Annotated in this window: 19 protein-coding genes; 11 read left to right on the forward strand and 8 right to left on the reverse strand. The window is 68.5% G+C overall.

What is annotated here, in order from left to right; all coding sequences use genetic code 11:
- Positions 1-3: 3 nt before the first annotated feature.
- Entirely contained in the window at positions 4-1,008 is a 1,005-nt protein-coding gene (locus tag ACP2AD_RS03160) for a glycosyltransferase family 2 protein (protein ID WP_425228629.1), read from the reverse strand.
- Positions 1,009-1,122: 114 nt separating this feature from the next.
- Between ACP2AD_RS03160 and ACP2AD_RS03165 the strand changes: the two genes are divergently transcribed.
- The 4 genes from ACP2AD_RS03165 (at position 1,123) to ACP2AD_RS03180 (ending at position 4,825) form a co-directional block, all read left to right on the forward strand.
- Complete coding sequence (locus ACP2AD_RS03165; RefSeq protein WP_425228630.1) at positions 1,123-2,274, forward strand: hypothetical protein; 1,152 nt, start codon at positions 1,123-1,125, stop codon at positions 2,272-2,274.
- Positions 2,271-3,230, forward strand: coding sequence for a glycosyltransferase family 2 protein (locus ACP2AD_RS03170; RefSeq protein WP_425228631.1), 960 nt, complete (start codon positions 2,271-2,273; stop codon positions 3,228-3,230). Before ACP2AD_RS03165 ends, ACP2AD_RS03170 begins: the two co-directional genes overlap by 4 nt.
- Before the next feature lie 102 nt (positions 3,231-3,332).
- Positions 3,333-3,602 (forward strand): spike base protein, RCAP_Rcc01079 family, encoded by a 270-nt coding sequence (locus ACP2AD_RS03175; protein WP_425228632.1) that lies wholly within the window; start codon positions 3,333-3,335, stop codon positions 3,600-3,602.
- On the forward strand, positions 3,602-4,825 hold the full coding sequence (locus ACP2AD_RS03180) for an SGNH/GDSL hydrolase family protein (RefSeq protein WP_425228633.1): 1,224 nt from the start codon (positions 3,602-3,604) through the stop codon (positions 4,823-4,825). Before ACP2AD_RS03175 ends, ACP2AD_RS03180 begins: the two co-directional genes overlap by 1 nt.
- A gap of 24 nt (positions 4,826-4,849) precedes the next feature.
- On the opposite strand, the gene ACP2AD_RS03185 is transcribed toward ACP2AD_RS03180, so the two are convergent.
- Positions 4,850-5,521, reverse strand: a complete 672-nt coding sequence (locus tag ACP2AD_RS03185) for a hypothetical protein (RefSeq protein ID WP_425228634.1) — start codon at positions 5,519-5,521, stop codon at positions 4,850-4,852.
- A gap of 87 nt (positions 5,522-5,608) precedes the next feature.
- On the opposite strand from ACP2AD_RS03185, the gene ACP2AD_RS03190 reads away from it, so the two are divergent.
- Positions 5,609-6,313, forward strand: a complete 705-nt coding sequence (locus ACP2AD_RS03190) for a PEPxxWA-CTERM sorting domain-containing protein (RefSeq protein ID WP_425228635.1) — start codon at positions 5,609-5,611, stop codon at positions 6,311-6,313.
- A gap of 30 nt (positions 6,314-6,343) precedes the next feature.
- On the opposite strand, the gene ACP2AD_RS03195 is transcribed toward ACP2AD_RS03190, so the two are convergent.
- Positions 6,344-6,829: a retropepsin-like aspartic protease family protein gene (locus ACP2AD_RS03195; protein WP_425228636.1), complete on the reverse strand. Its 486-nt coding sequence runs from the start codon at positions 6,827-6,829 to the stop codon at positions 6,344-6,346.
- A gap of 59 nt (positions 6,830-6,888) precedes the next feature.
- Positions 6,889-7,758 (reverse strand): hypothetical protein, encoded by an 870-nt coding sequence (locus ACP2AD_RS03200; protein ID WP_425228637.1) that lies wholly within the window; start codon positions 7,756-7,758, stop codon positions 6,889-6,891.
- A gap of 169 nt (positions 7,759-7,927) precedes the next feature.
- Here ACP2AD_RS03200 and ACP2AD_RS03205 point away from each other — a divergent pair, with 169 nt between their 5' ends.
- The 3 genes from ACP2AD_RS03205 (at position 7,928) to ACP2AD_RS03215 (ending at position 10,149) form a co-directional block, all read left to right on the forward strand.
- On the forward strand, positions 7,928-8,812 hold the full coding sequence (locus ACP2AD_RS03205; protein WP_425228638.1) for a hypothetical protein: 885 nt from the start codon (positions 7,928-7,930) through the stop codon (positions 8,810-8,812).
- A gap of 271 nt (positions 8,813-9,083) precedes the next feature.
- Positions 9,084-9,806 (forward strand): PEPxxWA-CTERM sorting domain-containing protein, encoded by a 723-nt coding sequence (locus ACP2AD_RS03210; RefSeq protein WP_425228639.1) that lies wholly within the window; start codon positions 9,084-9,086, stop codon positions 9,804-9,806.
- 94 nt (positions 9,807-9,900) lie between these two features.
- The gene (locus ACP2AD_RS03215; protein ID WP_425228640.1) at positions 9,901-10,149 is read left to right on the forward strand and encodes an XrtV sorting system accessory protein; all 249 of its coding nucleotides are present in this window, start codon (positions 9,901-9,903) and stop codon (positions 10,147-10,149) included.
- Between the two features lie 193 nt (positions 10,150-10,342).
- Here the strand turns inward: ACP2AD_RS03215 and epsI are convergent, their stop codons facing one another.
- Both epsI and xrtV read right to left on the reverse strand, forming a co-directional pair.
- On the reverse strand, positions 10,343-11,038 hold the full coding sequence (gene epsI / locus ACP2AD_RS03220; protein WP_425228641.1) for an exosortase-associated protein EpsI, V-type: 696 nt from the start codon (positions 11,036-11,038) through the stop codon (positions 10,343-10,345).
- Complete coding sequence (gene xrtV, locus ACP2AD_RS03225) at positions 11,035-11,931, reverse strand: exosortase V (protein ID WP_425228642.1); 897 nt, start codon at positions 11,929-11,931, stop codon at positions 11,035-11,037. Before xrtV ends, epsI begins: the two co-directional genes overlap by 4 nt.
- Before the next feature lie 546 nt (positions 11,932-12,477).
- Here xrtV and ACP2AD_RS03230 point away from each other — a divergent pair.
- The 3 genes from ACP2AD_RS03230 to ACP2AD_RS03240 all read left to right on the forward strand — a co-directional run bounded on the left by ACP2AD_RS03230 (position 12,478) and on the right by ACP2AD_RS03240 (position 14,909).
- On the forward strand, positions 12,478-12,939 hold the full coding sequence (locus tag ACP2AD_RS03230; protein WP_425228643.1) for a PilZ domain-containing protein: 462 nt from the start codon (positions 12,478-12,480) through the stop codon (positions 12,937-12,939).
- A gap of 201 nt (positions 12,940-13,140) precedes the next feature.
- Positions 13,141-13,785 (forward strand): polysaccharide biosynthesis/export family protein, encoded by a 645-nt coding sequence (locus tag ACP2AD_RS03235; protein WP_425228644.1) that lies wholly within the window; start codon positions 13,141-13,143, stop codon positions 13,783-13,785.
- A 419-nt stretch (positions 13,786-14,204) separates the two neighbouring features.
- A complete protein-coding gene (locus tag ACP2AD_RS03240; RefSeq protein ID WP_425228645.1) occupies positions 14,205-14,909 on the forward strand; it encodes a sugar transferase in 705 nt (234 codons plus the stop codon).
- Here the strand turns inward: ACP2AD_RS03240 and ACP2AD_RS03245 are convergent.
- Together ACP2AD_RS03245 and ACP2AD_RS03250 are read right to left on the reverse strand one after the other, a co-directional pair.
- On the reverse strand, positions 14,906-15,679 hold the full coding sequence (locus ACP2AD_RS03245; protein ID WP_425228646.1) for a metallophosphoesterase family protein: 774 nt from the start codon (positions 15,677-15,679) through the stop codon (positions 14,906-14,908). The two genes, ACP2AD_RS03240 and ACP2AD_RS03245, sit on opposite strands and share 4 nt — an antisense overlap.
- Positions 15,680-15,682: 3 nt before the next feature.
- Positions 15,683-16,876 carry a hypothetical protein gene (locus tag ACP2AD_RS03250; protein WP_425228647.1) on the reverse strand — a complete coding sequence of 398 codons (1,194 nt, stop codon included), beginning with the start codon at positions 16,874-16,876 and terminating at the stop codon, positions 15,683-15,685.
- Positions 16,877-17,016: the final 140 nt, after the last annotated feature.

Raw genomic sequence — 17,016 nt, forward strand, 5'->3', positions numbered from 1 at the left:
TGCTCAGAGCAGGAAGCGTGGCGTCGTATCCGGCGCGGGCGGCGCAGGAAGCAGCCTCTCGTGCAGCGTCGCCAGCTTGTCGCGTGCGATGTCGATGAGGACGCCCGACAGCGCGGCAGGGGTCGATGCCTCTTCGCGCAAGGCCGCGAGCGCGCCGACCAACCGCTTTCGGGCGAGCACCGCGCGCAGCCGGCGCTTGCGCGCGGTCTGGGCGTGGAGGCGCTGAAGCTCCGTGCGAACTTCCGATCCCGGCGGCGCGGCGGCGACAAGGGCGAGCATCGCCCCTTCGACCGCGGTGAGCTCGGCGACGCCGTGGCTGGTGCTCAACGAGCCACGGCGTTCGACGGCGACGTAGCGGCATGCGGCCGCGATCTTGAACCGCGCGCCTGCGAGCAAGGCGCGGGTGTAGAGGTCGAAATCCTCCGACAGCCGGAGTTCCCGGGCGTAGCGCAGGCCGTGCGCGTCGAGAAAGGCGCGCGACAGCAGCGGCTTGAGGAAGCCGAGTTCGCCCTTGTAGCGGCCACGCCGGGTGAGGCAGCCGCGGACGAACGCAGCCGCCGGCAGCGCGCGCGCCGCGACCGGGTGAGCGGCGATCGCCGCGGCGTCGATGTCCGCTACCCGGCTCTCGTCGACAAAGGCGATGCTGTCGGCGATCATGTCCCAATCCGGGACGTCGAACAGCGCGGCAAGCCGGCCGGGCAGAAAGAAATCATCGGCGTCGAGGATCGCGATGAAGGGCGATCTGCTCGCCTCGATGGCGCGATTGCGGGCGGCGGACGGCCCGACGTTGGCGGCCAGACATACCACGCTGAGGCGGCCGCTGCCGTCGTCCACCGCGCGTGCCGCTGCCGCGGTATCATCGGTTGAGGCATCGTCGACGACGACCACCTCCGCGGTCTCCGGCTGGTCGAGCGCAGAGACCACCGCACGGCCGATTGTCGCCGCGCCGTTGAACGCGGCGATGATGACGCAGACGCGCGGGTCGGCGGGAACGGGCGGCTCGGGCATTGTCGAGCGTCGTAGGCGGAGACGATGCGCGGCGGCAACGGTCCGTTCAGCGGTTTGCATCCAGAGAGGGAGCGGGTAGGCGCGGGCGGGCCGGCGGCTGGAGGCAAAAGGGCAGTGACGCAACGCGCGGCGACCGGCGAGCGCCACCCGAAAATCGCCTATCTGGTCCACGACATCAACGATCCGGCGGTGGCGCGGCGCGTGTCGATGCTGCGCGCGGGCGGAGCGGAGCTGGTCGTCGCCGGATTTCGGCGCGATGAGCGCTCGCCGGCCGCGGTCGCGGGAGCGCAGGTGATCGATCTCGGCCGCACCGATGACGGCGCGCTGATCGGACGCGCGATCAAGGTGGTGGCGACGCTGCTGCGGCCCGGCGCGCTGCTGGCGGCGGCGGCAGGCGCCGACGTGGTGATCGGGCGCAATCTGGAGTGTCTGGCGCTGGCCAGGCGCGTGCGGCGTGCGCTGCCGGAGGTGCGCCTGGTCTATGAATGCCTGGATATCCACCGCACGCTGCTCGGCGGATCGCTGCCCGCCCGCGCTATCCAGCGCGTCGAGGCGGCGCTGCTGCGAACGGTGGACCTGCTGCTGGTGTCCTCACCGGCGTTCCATCGCGAGTATTTTGTGAAGCGCCCAACGCTGGCGGCGCCGGCGCTGCTGGTCGAGAACAAGCTGCTGGCGCTGGACGGCATGCCCGTCGCCGCCGACGCGCCGGCCGCCGGACCGCCCTGGACGATCGGCTGGTTCGGCAATCTGCGCTGCCGCCGCAGCTTTGCCTTGCTGAGCGAGCTTGCGCGGCGGGCAGAGGGACGCGTGCGCATCCTGATCGCGGGTCGCGCGAGCCCGGCGGTGTTCGACGACTTCGCCGCAAGTGTCGCCGCCGCACCGCATTGTACGTACGTCGGTCCGTACACGCCCGGGCAACTCCGCGAGTTGTACGGACAATGCCACTTCGCCTGGGGCATCGACTATTTCGAGGAAGGGCTGAACTCGCAATGGCTGCTGCCCAACAAGCTGTACGAGGCGGCGGCCTTTGGGACGGTGCCGATCGCGCTGCGATCCGTCGAGACCGGCAGGTGGCTGGAGGGGCACGGGGCGGGGCTCTTGCTCAATGACGGCGATCCGGTTGCGCAGCTCGAGCCGCAGTTCTCCGATGTGGACGATGCGGCCTACCGGCAGTTGCGTGCCGCGGTCGACGCGATCCCGCGCGGCGACCTGATCGCCGGTCAGGGTGATTGCGACACCCTGCTGCATGCGATCGTCGACGGATGACCGGGATTCTCGTCGTCATTCCCTGCCTCAACGAGGAAGCGGCGCTGCCCGGGCTGCTGCGCCAGCAGCTCGCCGAGCCGGGGGACCATTCGATCGTCGTCGCCGATGGCGGCAGCACCGATTCGAGCCGGGCGATCGTGGCGGCGGTGGCGCGCGACCATCCGCGGCTGACGCTGATCGACAACCCGGCGCGGTTGCAGGCGGCCGGCGTCAACCGGGCGGTGGCCGAGCTGGGCGGCGACGCGCGCTGGCTGGTCCGGATCGATGCCCATTGCGACTATCCCGAGGGCTATGTGCGCAAGCTGATCGACACCGCCGAGCGGCAGCACGCGACCTCGGTGGTGGTGCCGATGGTCAGCCGCGGCGAAACCTGCTTCCAGCGCGCCGCCGCCACCGCGCAGAATTCGCGGCTCGGCACCGGCGGCTCGCCGCATCGCCATGTCGGGACGGGCGCCTGGGTCGATCACGGCCATCACGCGCTGATGGACATGACGCTGTTCCGGCAGGTCGGCGGCTATCGCGAGACGATGTCGCACAACGAGGATGCCGAGCTCGACCTTCGGTTGGCCGCGGCCGGGGGGCGGCTGTGGCTGGAGCCGCGACTCGCGCTTGGATACCTGCCCCGCCGGTCCGCTGCGCAGTTGTGGCGACAGTATCTCGGCTATGGCCGGGGGAGGGCGCAGACGCTGCTGCTCCATCGGCGGCGGCCCAAGCTGCGCCAGACGCTGCCGCTCGCGGTCCCGGCCGCGGCGCTGGTCGCGCTGCTGACGCCGGTGCACTGGCTGTTCGCCGCGCCGCTGCTCGGCTGGGCGCTGCTGTGCCTGGCGGGCGGCATTGCGATCGGCGCGCGTGCGGGCGGGGGGTGTGCGATGTTGAGCGGCGTGCCGGCGATGATCATGCACCTGGCCTGGGGACTTGGATTCCTGGCCCGTATCGCGCGGCGCCGGATGTTGTAAGTTTTCGCTGTCCTACAAGCAGTCCCGGAACATAAGCCGAACATTGCATGAGTCGCCGCTGTCGGCGGCGCCTGCGTGAACCATCGGCACAAGGACAATTTCATGAGTATCGACCCCTATCGCGACGCCGCCGACGGCGCCTGCGACTCGGCGCGCGCACCCTTTGCGATCGCACCGCACGACAGCAACGAGCTGACCATCATCCCCAAGGCGATCTACGTCGGCACCGGCGGTTCCGTCACCCTCCGGGGGGTCGCAGGCAGCGCGGATGTCGTGTTCAAGAACGTGGCGAGCGGGCAGGTGATCGACGTCCGCGCCCGCTTCGTTCGCGCAACGGGCACGACCGCCGCCGACCTGGTGGCGCTCGCCTGATGGCCCGCATCGGTCTGGGGCTCAGCCGTCACCGCAGGGGGCCGATCGGCGTGCCGGTCACTGCCCCGCCTCCTCCACCCCCGCCGCCGGCCGCGCCGACGGGCTTTACCGCGAACGGCGCCGCCAATGCGGCGCTGAAGGCGATGCTCACGCGCGTTGCGGCGGGAACGGGGCGGGGGCGCATCGTCTTCAAGGGTGATAGCACCACCGCGGGGGCGGGCGGCGGCGACCCGACCAGCACCCAGCAGCTCGGCGGCGCCAGGGCCAACCGCACTGCGGCGGTGCTGGCGGCGCGGTTGTCGGCGGCCGGCTATCCGGCGCTCGACAATGGGGTGGTCGGCGACAACGGCAACAAGGCCTTCGTGCCGCTGCCGGTCTATGATCCGCGCGTGACGCTCGGTGCGTCGTCGCCGTGGATCGCGGACGGCGGCCAGGGTTTTGCCGGCGGCAATTTCCTCTTCAGCCCCGGTGGCGGCACCTTTGACTTCACGCCGGCCGTTGCGGTCGACCGTTTCGAGGTCGTCGCGTTCAATGTCGGCGGCAGCTATAGCTTTCTCGTCGACGGCGCGGCGCCGGGCACGGTGGCTGCGCCGGGCGCGACGATCGCCGGCGGCGGGGTGTCGGTGCCGGGCGGCAACGCCGGCTTCACCCGGATCACCGTCACGGCGGCTGCAGCCGGCATCCACAGCCTGCGCGTGACGACCAGCACGGCGGCGGCGATGCGATCGGTGATGGCCTGGGCGAACGGAACGTACGCGATCGACATCCTCAATCACGCGAGCAACGGTGCGACCTCGGCCGATCAGGCGACGGCCGGCAGCAACTGGTCGAACAACGACTCGCTGGCGTTCGACGCCCCGGACCTGACCATCATCAACCTGGGGTTGAACGACATCGGCGGTCAGGTGGCGATCGCCGCCTACCGCACCAGCCTGCAGACGATCGTCGATACGGCGCGGCTGTCCGGCGACGTCCTGCTCGTCTTCCCCCATCCGGCGGGCAGCCAGTTCGCGATCAATCCGGCCGCTTATCGCGATGCCGCCGCGGCGCAGGCGGCGGCGAGCGGCGTCGCCTTTCTCAGCCTGTTCGACTATTTCGGCGGGGCGTTCACCCCGGCGCTGCAGGCGCGAATGGCGGACGGGCTGGTCCACGGCGACGCCGCCTTCTACGCCGAGGTCGGCGAGGTCTATCGCCAGTGCATCGCCGTCATGGCCGCGCCGTGACGGCGATCCTGTGCTGGCCGGCGTCTAATACAGCCAAGTGCTCCATTTGGCATAGGGCGCCCAGGCCGTGCCCGTCCTGCGAAAGGCATAGGTGCTGCCCTGATGCGCCGCCGTGACCGAGACAAAGGCGACATTGTCGACGATGATCGTCCGCGAGACGGTGTAGACCGGGTGGCAGGACGAGGTCAGGCGGTTCCACCCCCACCAGCGCACCCGCGCATGGGGCGCATCCGCCGTTTCGGCGAGGCGCACGGGCCGGCTCGTCTCCAGCAGCGACGCGCGGTTGGCATAGCCGTTCAGCTGCCCCTGATCGACCACCGACAGCTGGCCTTGCAATGACGGCCGCTCAGGCAGCACGACATGCTCGCCCTGCAGCTCGCTGCCGATCAGATCGCGGCCCGACAGGTTGCGGCCGGGGTCGAGCGGCCGGGGCGCGGTCCAGCCCAGCGGCCGCCGCGCTGGCTCAGGCGCGGGGAGCATGTCACGGTAGATCGCCAGGGGTTCACCCCGCGCGCCGCTGTCGACGCAGATGTTGCGGCCGTCGGCGGTCAACACCTTGAGCAGCAGCGTGTTGATCTGCCGCTCGTCGGCGGTGCCGTGCCAACCCGAACATCCGCCCAGCACCGCCAGCAACGATAGCGGCAGCAGCCGGGCGCGTACCCTGGCCCTCGGTTTGCTAAAGTGAAGCAGAATCAATCCTCTCGCTCCTGTCCCAATTCGGGGCTGGACCGTTTGCCTTCTTAAGGCAAGTTGCGTATCTGATTGGACTTAGTAGGGGAAGCCATGACAACGCCCGTCGAGCAGCCGGTCAGCAACCACCGTCGCCAGCGCCTGTTGTTGGCCGGACTGTCTACCATTGCGCTCGCGCTGGCGCTTGTCCCGCGTCAGGAACGCGCGCTGTTCATCACGGAGGCCGTCGGGCTGCGCGCGTTCGCCGCCGCCGTACCGCCGCCGATCGATTTCGCCAGCCTGGCGAGACTGCCCAACCTCGTCGACTCGGTCGGCCCGCGCGGCTTCTATGCGCGCACGCCCGGACGGCCGGTGGGGTCTAACCGGCGCAGCGCGGCGCCGGTCGCCGAGGATTTCACGACGCCCACCGCCCCCTTCGTCCCCGACGATCAGCCTGTCGCCGGAGAAGGTCAGGGGCCGACCATCCAGAATGCCGCGGTACCGGCCTTTCCTTCGTCGCCCGGCGATGCGTTTCCGTTCCTGCCGGCGGGGCTGAACCAGCCCGGCGCGAGCCCGGTGGCGCAGGCGGTGACGCCGACCACCCCGATCGCGACAGCGACCCCGACGCCGACGGCGACCGCCACCCCGACCCCGACCCCGAGCGCATCGCCGACACCGACCCCGGCCGCCACGGCGACGCCGGTCGTGCCGGCCGTGCCGGAGCCCGCGACCTGGGCGCTGATGATCCTGGGGTTCGGCGGTGTCGGCGGGTTGCTGCGGCGCGACCGCGGCACGGCCGATCGGCTTCGCCGGGTCTGACGCCCGGTCTGCGCTCGGGCCCGACGCCGGTTAGCGCAGCTCCAGCTGGCTGCCGCGGAACGTGATCGAGCGCATTTGCGACAGGGCGCTCTGACCGAGCAGCGAGACGTCCAGATCGCGCTGGACAATGACGGCGTCGACATCCGCCAGATCCTGACCGGCGAGCGCCAGCCGCTGCAGCCGTGCTCGATGCATCGGCGCGGACCCGCCTGCCGTGTCGACGCTGACCCCGCCATGAGAGACGACGCCCGCACGCGCGGCGTCGGCGGCGTTGAGGATCACGACGCTGGCGCCCGAATCGACGACGAAGCGGACGGGGGCGCCGTTCACCTTCGCCTCAAGATAGAACAGTCCGTCGCGTGCCTGGTCGATCACCAGCGGCTCGCCAGCCGAGGGCGGGGGCGCAAGCGGAGGCTGCGGCGATACGACCTCGGGCGCCTGCGCCATGAAGGCTTTCGGGCCCCCGGCCGCGGGAGCCAGAACCAGCGCGAGTGCGACGGGCATCAGCCTGAGCATGGCCGCACCCTACCGGCCGCACCTTAAGGAATTGCCGCGTCCTTGTTGTTAACGCGCGGTCAAGTACTTACGGGTTCGCCATGCACCTGCCGGTCGATGCGGCGCACGCGGCGCCGCTGGAACAGGCCGAGCGCCAGCGCCAGCAAGGCGCCGATCACCAGCTGCACCGCCGTCGTGATGTACGGCCAGCGCATCGCGGCCGGTTCGGCGAACAGGACGTAATGCGGCTGATCGACCTGATAGCCGGCGTAGCGGAACAGCCGCACGATCTCGCCCGGCAGGCCGTTGCGCTTCAGCACCCCCGTCATGGTCATGGCGCCCGCATTGGTGCGCGCGTCGGCGGGAGCGAACTGAACGAAATAACGCAGCTCGTTGCCGCCCTGACGCGCGCCGACGACCGGCGCAAAGCGGAAGGTGCGCCGCGCCACCAGCATGTCTTCGTCAAACCCCGCGGTGCGCTCGTACAGCACGGTGCCCGACAATTCGGTCGGCCCCTCGTGCGGCTCGGTCAGTGCGGGCCGGGTCAGGTCGATATGCTGCACCGGCCCCCGCTCGCTCGGCAGCAGCAGCATCATCACCAAGATGAGCAGCGCGATCGCCCCCATCCCGATCACGGCGCCGATCACGGCGCGCAGGAAGGTGCGCGCGGACCGGAACAGCAGCGCGTCGGGCCGGTCGTCCTCCGCCAGCGCGCGCGGCCGCAGGAAGATGAGATAGCCGGGCAGGCACAGCAGCAGGACCAGCAGGACGTAGTTCAGCGTCGCATAGTGCCGGCCGAAGGCGTTGAACTGCCACTCGCCGATCAGCGACATGATCCCTTCATATTTCGCAGCCTGCCAGAACAGGAACAGGCCGACGATCACGACCCAGGCGGCAAAGCCGGCGATCCTGGTGACCGACAGGCGTTGTTGAGTCCGCCGACTGGTCATGCACTTCCTCTCTTCGTTGGCGGCATGGCCTACTGCATAAGCCTTGGAATGTCTCAAACAAAGACGACGGCGGTGGGTTGCAATCGGGGCCGCATGCCCGCGGGGAAAGCGCGTGGCGCGCGGGGCAAACGCTGCTAAGCAGCCCGCCAACAAACGGCTGGAGGACCGAATGACCACAATGCCCGTCACCGCATCGCGTCGCACGCGGCGCCGGCTGCCGCTGCTTGCCGTCGCGATCGCGCCGCTGCTGATCATGGGCTGCCAGAAGAAGCCGGGCGGCCAGGTCGTCGCGGTGGTCGGGTCGGAAGAGATCACCCAGCCCGAGCTGCGCGCGGAGGCCGATGTTGCCGGCGTGCCGGCCGGCACCGACATCCAGACCTATGCGCCTGCGATCCTGGATCGCGTGGTGCAGCGCAACCTGCTGGCGCAATATGCCCGCGATCAGAAGCTCGACCGCGGCCCTGAATATGTCGCGCGTCGCCGCCAGCTCGAACAGTCGCTGCTCGCCAACTTGGCATTGAAGCGGATCGCCTCCGCGCAGCCGGCGCCGACCCCGGGCGAGGTGCAGGCCTTTATCCAGCAGAACCCGGCCACGTTCAGCGGGCGGGCAAGACTGACGCTGGATCAGGTGCGCTTCCCCGCGCCGACCAACGTCAACAGGATCAAGGAGCTGGCGGCGATGCCATCGCTCGACGCGATCGTCGCCCGGCTGCAGGCGGAGCATGTCCCGGCCGGGCGCGGACGCGCCGTGCTCGACACCGGCACCGTCGAATCGATGGTCGCGCGCCAGATCGCCTCGCTTCCCAACGGTCAGCTGTTCGACCTGACGGTGAACGGCATCACCTTCATCAGCGCGGTGGTGGATCGGCAGCCTGCGGCGACCGCCCCGGGCACGTGGAACGAATCGGCAACCGCCATGCTGCAGCGCGAACGGGTGCAGAAGGCGCTGGTCGCTGAAATGGCGAAGCTGCGAGCCGCTACGCGGATCACCTATGACCCCGCCTTCCAACCCGCTGCCCGGCCCAGCGGCCAGGCTACCGGTCGCGCACGGTGACAAGCGCGCCGCATTACCGGCTTCCTCCAGAGCGTAGCGCGGCGGAAATCGCCGGGTTGGAGCGGGGCTTTGCGGTTTGCTGCACCGCCGAGCGACAATCGTACTGATCCATGCTGCAGTGCGATGTCTCGAATCGGGATTCGGCGATTTTTGGACCGACTCCGGACTGGACTCGATCGCTAAAGAATGATTAAACGAAATCGAGAAGGGAGCGCTTCCGCGTTCCTATGATGGCTTGGTTGCCGGTTTGGCATCGCAAGGGGGCATGACAATGCGTAAGTATATGCTGGCCGGCGCTACCGCCGCGCTGATGACATCGGGGGCCGCGATGGCTGCTCCTCCTCCCACGGTTCTCTTCACCCCTGGCGTGTACACCGTTCCGGCGTACACCACTGCTGCGGTGTTCGAGGATTTCAATAACGGCGGCGTCGCCAATGGCGGTCAGTTCACGACGCCGGCGGTCAGCCCGTACACCGAGACGAAGACTGGTGACGTCCGGGTCTATCCGGGCACGCAGAACCAGCCTGGCGTCGCGCTTCAGCCCGACGGTTCGCCCGATGCGTATCTGGCGATCGTGAACGGCACCTTCAACGTCGCCTTCGGCGCCGGTGTGACGCTGTTCTCGTTCTCGTTCGGCTCGCTCGACAACTACAATACGGTTGCGATTACCACGACCGATGGGTCGGGCTCGACCGTGACGACCTATTCGGGACTCGGCATCACGACTGGCCTGACCGCCAACAACACGGCGCCGGGCGCGACGCCTGCACCGTTCGCCGGGCCGAACAACACCGGGCGGATCACCTATGACACGCTGGGCCTGTCGCGCATCACCAATGTCGCGTTCAGCTCCACGCAGGCTGCCTTCGAGATCGACGCGCTCGCCGCTGCCGTTCCGGAGCCCGCTACCTGGGGTCTGATGATCCTAGGCTTCGGCCTCGCCGGCGCCGCGCTGCGGGTCCGTCGTCGCAAGGTGGCGTTCGCCGCCGCCTGATCTACAGCATTTCGTCAAAGAAGCGTCACCTCTGCGGAGGTGGCGCTTCTTTGCGTTTGTGCTATGGTGCAGGTGAGGTCCGGGAAGGGCGACGATGACGGTCTTCGATATCTTGACGCTGGCCCTGTTTGGCGGGCTGATCGTGTTGTTTCTGGAGAGGTCTATCGGAAATGCGCCGGCGCATGATCCGCTCTGGCGCTATCTGGTTGCAGCCAGCGGCTGTGCTGCGACCAATTATGTCGGCAATCAGGGCTATTCGATGATCGCCGTCGTCATGCTGGTCGCGACACTGGCCTATATCGTCTACGTTCTGCGGCCATTCGATCGCCTGTCGCAGCACTGATCGCTGCCGCGACAAAGGAGCGGGTGCGCCGAGATCGTCGATTGCCCCGCCTCACGCAGAGCGGTTCGTGCTCGTCAACCGGGCCACGGCGGTGACCGGCATGCACGCACGGGGCTGCCGGTAAAATGGTTCGGGGGATCAGCCTGGCCGAGACACCGGGCGCTTCGGCAGTCAGTCGACGCAACCTCGACCGTCACCCCACCCCGATCAACACCTGCCGGCCGGCCGGGGTTGCGGTCGCAACCATCTCCTGGGCGAATCGGGCCAGTTCGCTTTCCGCCCCCCGGTCGTCCGGGCCGATCGACGACACCCGCACCAGGATGCCGTCGGGCACCGTCCCGCGCAGCACGCTCCGGATGATCGTCGCATATTCCTGCGCCGTGTTGCGCGGGAAGCGGTCGGCGATCCGCGTCCAGTAGAGCACGCGCTCGGTGCGCTCGTCGCGCCGCGCGGTAAAGCCGCGCGCCTGCACGGGTAGCCCGGGCGCCAGCGGGAGGTCCGAATCGGCGAACGCGCTGAGCCGGAAGCCTTGGCCGGGATAGCAGGTCTCGGGCCGATGGAGTTGGAGGCTGCCCCCCTGCGTGCTGCCATAGGCGATCAGCAGCATGATCGTCGGCAGGCCCGGCGCGACATAGACCCGCGTCAGCAGTTGATCATAGCCGTCGGTATTCGCCACCTCCTCGGTCGGCACGATCACCCCCGCAGGCGCCGTGACGCTCCACTGCCCGACCCGGCGTGCGATCAGGTCGCCCAGCTTGCGATGCGCGAGCCGGTGCTCGGTATGGCGCGGCTGCACCCCCCAGGCTGCTGCCGACGTCAGCGCCATCGCGCCGCCGATCACCAGGCCGCGCCGGGAGATTCCCGGCCGCGGAAGCAAGGACTCAGTCATGCCGGTTCTCCCCGCCGGCCGGCCCACCGGCTCAGCACCGAATCGATCGCGATCGTCCCGGCCAGCGCCACCGCAAACATCGTCATTCCCGCAAACTGGTGCAGGAAGCCCTGCGCCGCCTCGTTTCCCATGTAATAGGTGATGAGGATCAGCAGGATGACACGGACGAAATTGGCGAGGACCGCCATCGCCACGATCACCGCGGCCATCATCAGGACATAGGCCGGCCGCGCGCTGTGACGGATGTAGACGTAGAACAGCCCGATCGCGCTGAGGCTGATGATCGAGTTGAGGCCGCTGCACGCGGCCTTCACCTCAAGCGCATATTGACCGATATAGATGGTCAGCCCCGACTGCGCGACGGGCAGCCCCAACTGCGCCAGCAGCGAGACGGCAATGCCGGAAATGCCGAGGCGCAGCGGCTGGGTAGCGGTCGCCACCCAGCTACCCGGCGGGGGCAGCACGAACAGGAAATAGGCGATCGGAAACCACGCCGCCTTCATCGCGCGCCATCCGACCAACAGATAAAGCGTCGCGACAAGGGCGCCGTACATCGCCGCGCTTTCCAGCACGATGCTGCCGGCGACGCGCGCGACCATGTAGCTGAGCAGACAGATCGCTAGCGCCGCGCCGCCGCGCAGCGCCGAGCCGGGCGCCGCCAGGGCGCGGATGGCGGACCAGCGTCTGAAGAACAGCCATAACGCGATCGCGAGCACGATCGGGCCGTGTGCGCCCTGCTCGGTCGACCAGGATACCGCCGCGATCCCCTGCATCGTCGGCACGACCAGCAACGCAGCGCCGATCAGCAACGGCAGCAGCCGCCAGTCGATTCGCAAGGCGGGAAGCGGGCGGCGCAGCCTGGGCGGCGTCAGCTCGGCATGCGTAGTCGACATGATGGGTGGCTCGTCAGAATGGTGATTCGCACGATCCTTTAGCGTGCCCGGACCGTCCATCCGATTAACGACCCGCGACCGCGCCCTGTTCTCGGGGTGCCGACGTCAGGTGAGGACCAGTATAGCGCAGTCTTGCCGGGTGCAGGCGCCGACCATCGTCCGCATCACGAGACACCCTGCCCGGATCGCAGCGGCCGATCACCGCTGGCGATCCATGCGCGCCGGTGATCTCAGGAGGTGAGGAGAAAGGCCAGGGCCGCCCAGATCAGCAGCGATACCGCACCCGCCATGGCGAGCCAACGCAGGCGAGACTTACGCATGGCCGGGGCGGAACGACGCGACGTTCGCACACGCGGGGACCAAGCGGGCGACGCTCTCCACGATCGTTCGACCAGCGCACCGCCGGCGATCCAAGCACGCACCGCGCCTCTCCTTTGTTCCTTTGTCCTTGCTATACGAAAGCGCAAGGCATCGACAAGTTCCGCGACCGCTTCAACGGGCTGTTAACGTGTCGGGATTAGCCGTCCGCCTCGAGGGGCGACTGCCATGCTGACCGCGTTGAAGCCAGTTTTCGAATCGGATGATCGCCGGTGGGAGCCGCGCGAGACGATCGGCTGCCCCAGCACGGTGCGCGCCGATGGAATGACGCCGATCGAAGTGGTTGTTCAGGATCTGTCGGCAGGTGGATTTTCGTTCCGCTCGGCTGATAGGCTGCCGGTCGGAGCCGCGGTGCAGGTCGGGCTGGCCGGATCGGGCGCCGCGCCGGCTACCGTCGTCCGCGTCGAGGGTGTCGAGCATGGCTGCGCGTTCGTGCAGCCGCTGTCGCCATCAAGGCTCGCGGCGGCGTTCCAGAACGAAACTGTCGTCTATGGCGTGTTTGGCACGGACAATGCGCGCGTCGTGCCGCAGCCTGTTGTCGAAAAATGGTCGCGTCCGGCGCGTGGGCTCGCCTGGCTGATCGGCGGCGGTATCCCGTGGATATGCCTCGCCGCGGCGCATTTCGCCTAGTCCCTAGCCCCTGGCGGTGGCACGGTCGCAAGGCCGATCGGGCAGGTGACGTGATGATGGCTGGCAACGCCAGTCACAGGTGCCGCCCAAGCTGTCGGACCAAACGGCCTAGAGGCTTGCCGAGTCGATCGACGTCCAATATTTGCCGCCTGTCCGCACGGAGTATGCGTCTTGGGTCTGTTCAACGAATGCCGCCGATTGATGGCGCTGCCCGCGGCATTGATGCTCGTGCTGACCGGCACGGCCTGCGCGTCGGCGCAGACACAGGCTATGCCGGTGACGGCGAACGCGCCCGTCACAGCCGCGCCGGCGCCATCTGCAGCTGCGGTGACGCCGGCTGTGACCACGACCGCCGCACCAACGCCGGCCGCCGGTAGCGAAGACGAATACACGCTGGCGTCGGGCGACAAGATCCATGTGATCGTGTTCGGCGAGGAAACGCTGACCGGCGACTATGTAATCACCAGCGGCGGCAACCTGACCTTTCCGCTGGTCGGCACGTTGCGCGCCACCGACAAGACCGTCGAGCAGCTGCAGACCGCGCTGACCACTGCGCTGGCCGATGGTTACATCAACAATCCCCGGGTCAGCATCCAGGTCGTCTCATTCCGGCCCTTCTACATTCTTGGCGAGGTAAACCGGCCCGGCGAGTACCCGGTATCCACGGGCTTGACGCTGCAACAGGCGGTCGCATCGGCGGGCGGCTATACCTATCGCGCCAACAACCGCCGGGCGTTCGTCAAGCGTGCCAACGAGACGCAGGAACGGCTCATCGATCTGCGCGAAGGCGTGCCGGTCGTGGTGCATGCAGGCGATACGATCCGGATCGGCGAACGGCACTTCTAGAAGCGGGGGTTTACGGAGACGTCGCATCCGGTCCGCCGGGGGTCGGCATCTTCGCCAAGCATATTCGGTCAACGTCTGCTCGTGCGCTGTCTGAAGAGCTGCGGCGCCGCTGCGCCGTCAGCAGAATCCTATTGCGGTAAATCGTAGCTGCGCACGTCCTGCCGCTTTTTGCACGGGCCGTTCGGAAGATTGTCATTATTGCCGTGCTACCCGCCCGCCCTCGAGTGGCGACATGGCCGTGCGTGTGCTGTCAGGCGCGCCTCGGCGAACGCGACCCGCTCACTGCCGCCCAAAATGGGACAGAACGCGTGCTAGATTCTGAAAACCACCCCAATCGGCTGTTGTCCGACTCGAACGAAGATGAGATAGGCAATGCTGCACTGCGGGATGGCCGTGGGCAGCGCCAAAGGGGCATGGTCTTGTTCAAGGCATTCGCTGCCTCAGAAATGACGCTTGCTGCCGGAGCGTACGACCTGAGGGCGTGCGTTCAGCTGCCGCCACCCGGCTCGACGTCCGACGACTACCGCCTGGCGCGGCTGCTGGACATCGTCGTCGCGCTGGCGGCGCTGGTCTTCCTGGCGCCGTTCATGACGATCATCGCGCTCGCGGTGTGGTCGTCGGGTGATCCCATACTGTTTCGGCACCAGCGCATCGGCAAGGGCGGCCGGAGCTTTTCCTGCCTGAAATTCCGCACCATGCACGTCAACGGCGACGCGCTGCTCGCCGATCTGCTGGAGCATGACGCCGACGCCCGGGCGGAGTGGATGCTGTATCACAAGCTGCGGCGCGATCCGCGGGTCAGTCGCGTTGGCGCGTTTCTGCGCAAGACCAGCCTCGACGAGCTGCCGCAGCTGTTCAACGTCCTTGCCGGGACGATGAGCATCGTCGGGCCCCGCCCCATCGTCCAGGCGGAGGCGGGCCGGTATCGCCGCTATTTCCACACATATTGCCAGGTTCGGCCGGGCATCACCGGGCTTTGGCAGATCAGCGGCCGCAACACGACGACCTATCGCCGTCGCGTCGCCTGCGACGTCGCCTATGTCCGGGGGAAGTCAGCGGTGGGCGATCTGCGCATCATCCTGCGCACGGTGCCGGCGGTGTTCATGGGTCACGGCGCCTATTAGGCCGCCGCCGCGGCCAGCGGGTGCGGCGGCGCGGTCGCTGTGATTATCCAGACCTCACCATCCTGCAGACCTACCGCCGACAGCCGCCCGGTCCGATAGGCGCCGGTGTCGACGCCGATGCGATTGGCCGCGATGACCACGCCGTCCTCGTTGATGCTGTGGCCGTGAACCACGATCGCACCGTGATCCTCGTCGCTGGCCGTGAACGCGTCGGTGATCCACAGGCGGCTGGCGTCGGTCTGCTGGTCCAGCGGCACACCCGGGTTGATGCCCGCATGGACGAAGTAATAGCGGCCGAACGCGGCATAGGAGGGTAGCTGCTCCATCCACCGCCGCACCTCGGCCGGAACCGCCTCCCGCGCGACGCGGAGCAGCTGCGCGGTGTCGTCCAGATCGAGCACGGCCGTGTCCACGCCATAGCTGGCAAGCGTCGCCAGCCCGCCATGCGCGAGCCACAGGTCGAGCGCGTGGAAGTCTCCGGCCAGGGCGTCGACCATCGCCGCCTCGTGATTACCCTTTAGCACGACGACGCGCGGCTCGACGCGCAGCCGCATCAGCAGGTCGACCGCCCTGGCCGAATCGGGTCCCCGGTCGATAAAGTCGCCGAGCACGATGACGTTGGTCGAGGCCGGCGATCGCGCGAGCACGTCCGCCTTGATCGCCTCGACCATAGCGATCAGCAGGTCGAGGCGCCCGTGAACGTCGCCGATTGCGTAAAGGCGCTGGGCCGGAGGGGGGACGGCGCGGCGCTGCCAGAAGCGGAGGGCCACGGCCTACATCTCGCCAATATCTGGCTGGGAGGCGACATACACCATCCACAGCAGCGCCAAGAACACGGCCGCCACCGCCGCGGCGGCGCCGACATAGCCGACCGCCGCCTGGGGTGCGAGCCGCCGGACAGTGCGCCACAGGCGGCGGACGCTGCGGGCCGGGGACGCCTGGATGGTCTTGGGGGCGAGCGGGCGGGCGACGATGCGGCTGCCGATGGCGCGCCAGAAGGCGCCCGCGATGAGCAACGTGGCGGTGCCGGCGAGCGCCAGGTTGAGCAGCGGGCCCTGCGGCCGCGGACCGTATTGGATCGCGACCTGTTGCAGCGGATAGCTGAACAACAGCAGCCCGGGCAGGAACGGCGCCAGCGCGCGGCCGATCGCCGCGAAGGGTAGAGGGCGCAGCACCAAATAGACGACCAGATAGGTGATCGGCACCGTCACCCCGACCCGCAGCAACGGCGCGAACTGCCCAACATTGCCGCCCAGCCGTGCGCCGGCCGCGACCAGCACGGCCGCGCCGATCGCCAGCCGCCGGTCGGCCGGCACCCAATTGCGCAGCTGATAGGCGGCCGCTCCCAGCAACCCGCCCAGCAGCGCCGCCGTCCCGTCGCCGCGCAGGATCAGCACCGCGAGCGACCGGTCGCCCTGATTGAGAAGGTCCAGCGCCTCGACCAGAAGGCTGGCGAGCGCCAGTGCCGCCGCCAGTGCGGCGGGCGCCGCGCGCACGTCCCGCCGGTTCGAGCGCAGCGCGGCGATCGCGATCACGAACAGGTAGCAGGGTGCCAGCCAGACGATCGCGTTGACGACGTTGGCGGCGTTGTTGAACTCGAACACGCCGGGCAGTTCATAGCGGGGGACGCCGACCAGGTTCAGAAGGTAGGCATATGTGTCGAGAGTCGTCGCATAATCCGCAAACGCCAGGTTGGTCGCCAGCGGCCCGAGGATGGCGACGCTGACGACGATGATGAAGACATAGGGCGGCAGCCCCAGCCGCAACCGTCGGACCAGCGCCTCGCGCCAGGTCGCGCCCGTGCTCGGCCGTGCGGCGGAAAAGCCCGCGGTGGCGAACAGCGCCGGGAACACCAGCGACGACAGGGTGGCGAGCACGCCGCCCGGAGCCGCGCCGCTCACCTCGACGCTGCCGGCCGTGACCAGCGCCAGCACCAGCGCCGCGCGGACCGACCATAGTCCGAGCAACAGTTCTTCCCGGCGCCGCAGCGCCGTTTCGACCGACCTCAAACGCTTCACCTCCGCTACACGTTCGGGTAAGCGAATTACGCTAACAGACATAGCCATGTGTCGCGCTTTGCGGCATTCGGCCCGGCGCCGTTCCGCTG

Source organism: Sphingomonas sp., from assembly GCF_965248875.1.
Classification (GTDB): Bacteria; Pseudomonadota; Alphaproteobacteria; order Sphingomonadales; family Sphingomonadaceae; genus Sphingomonas.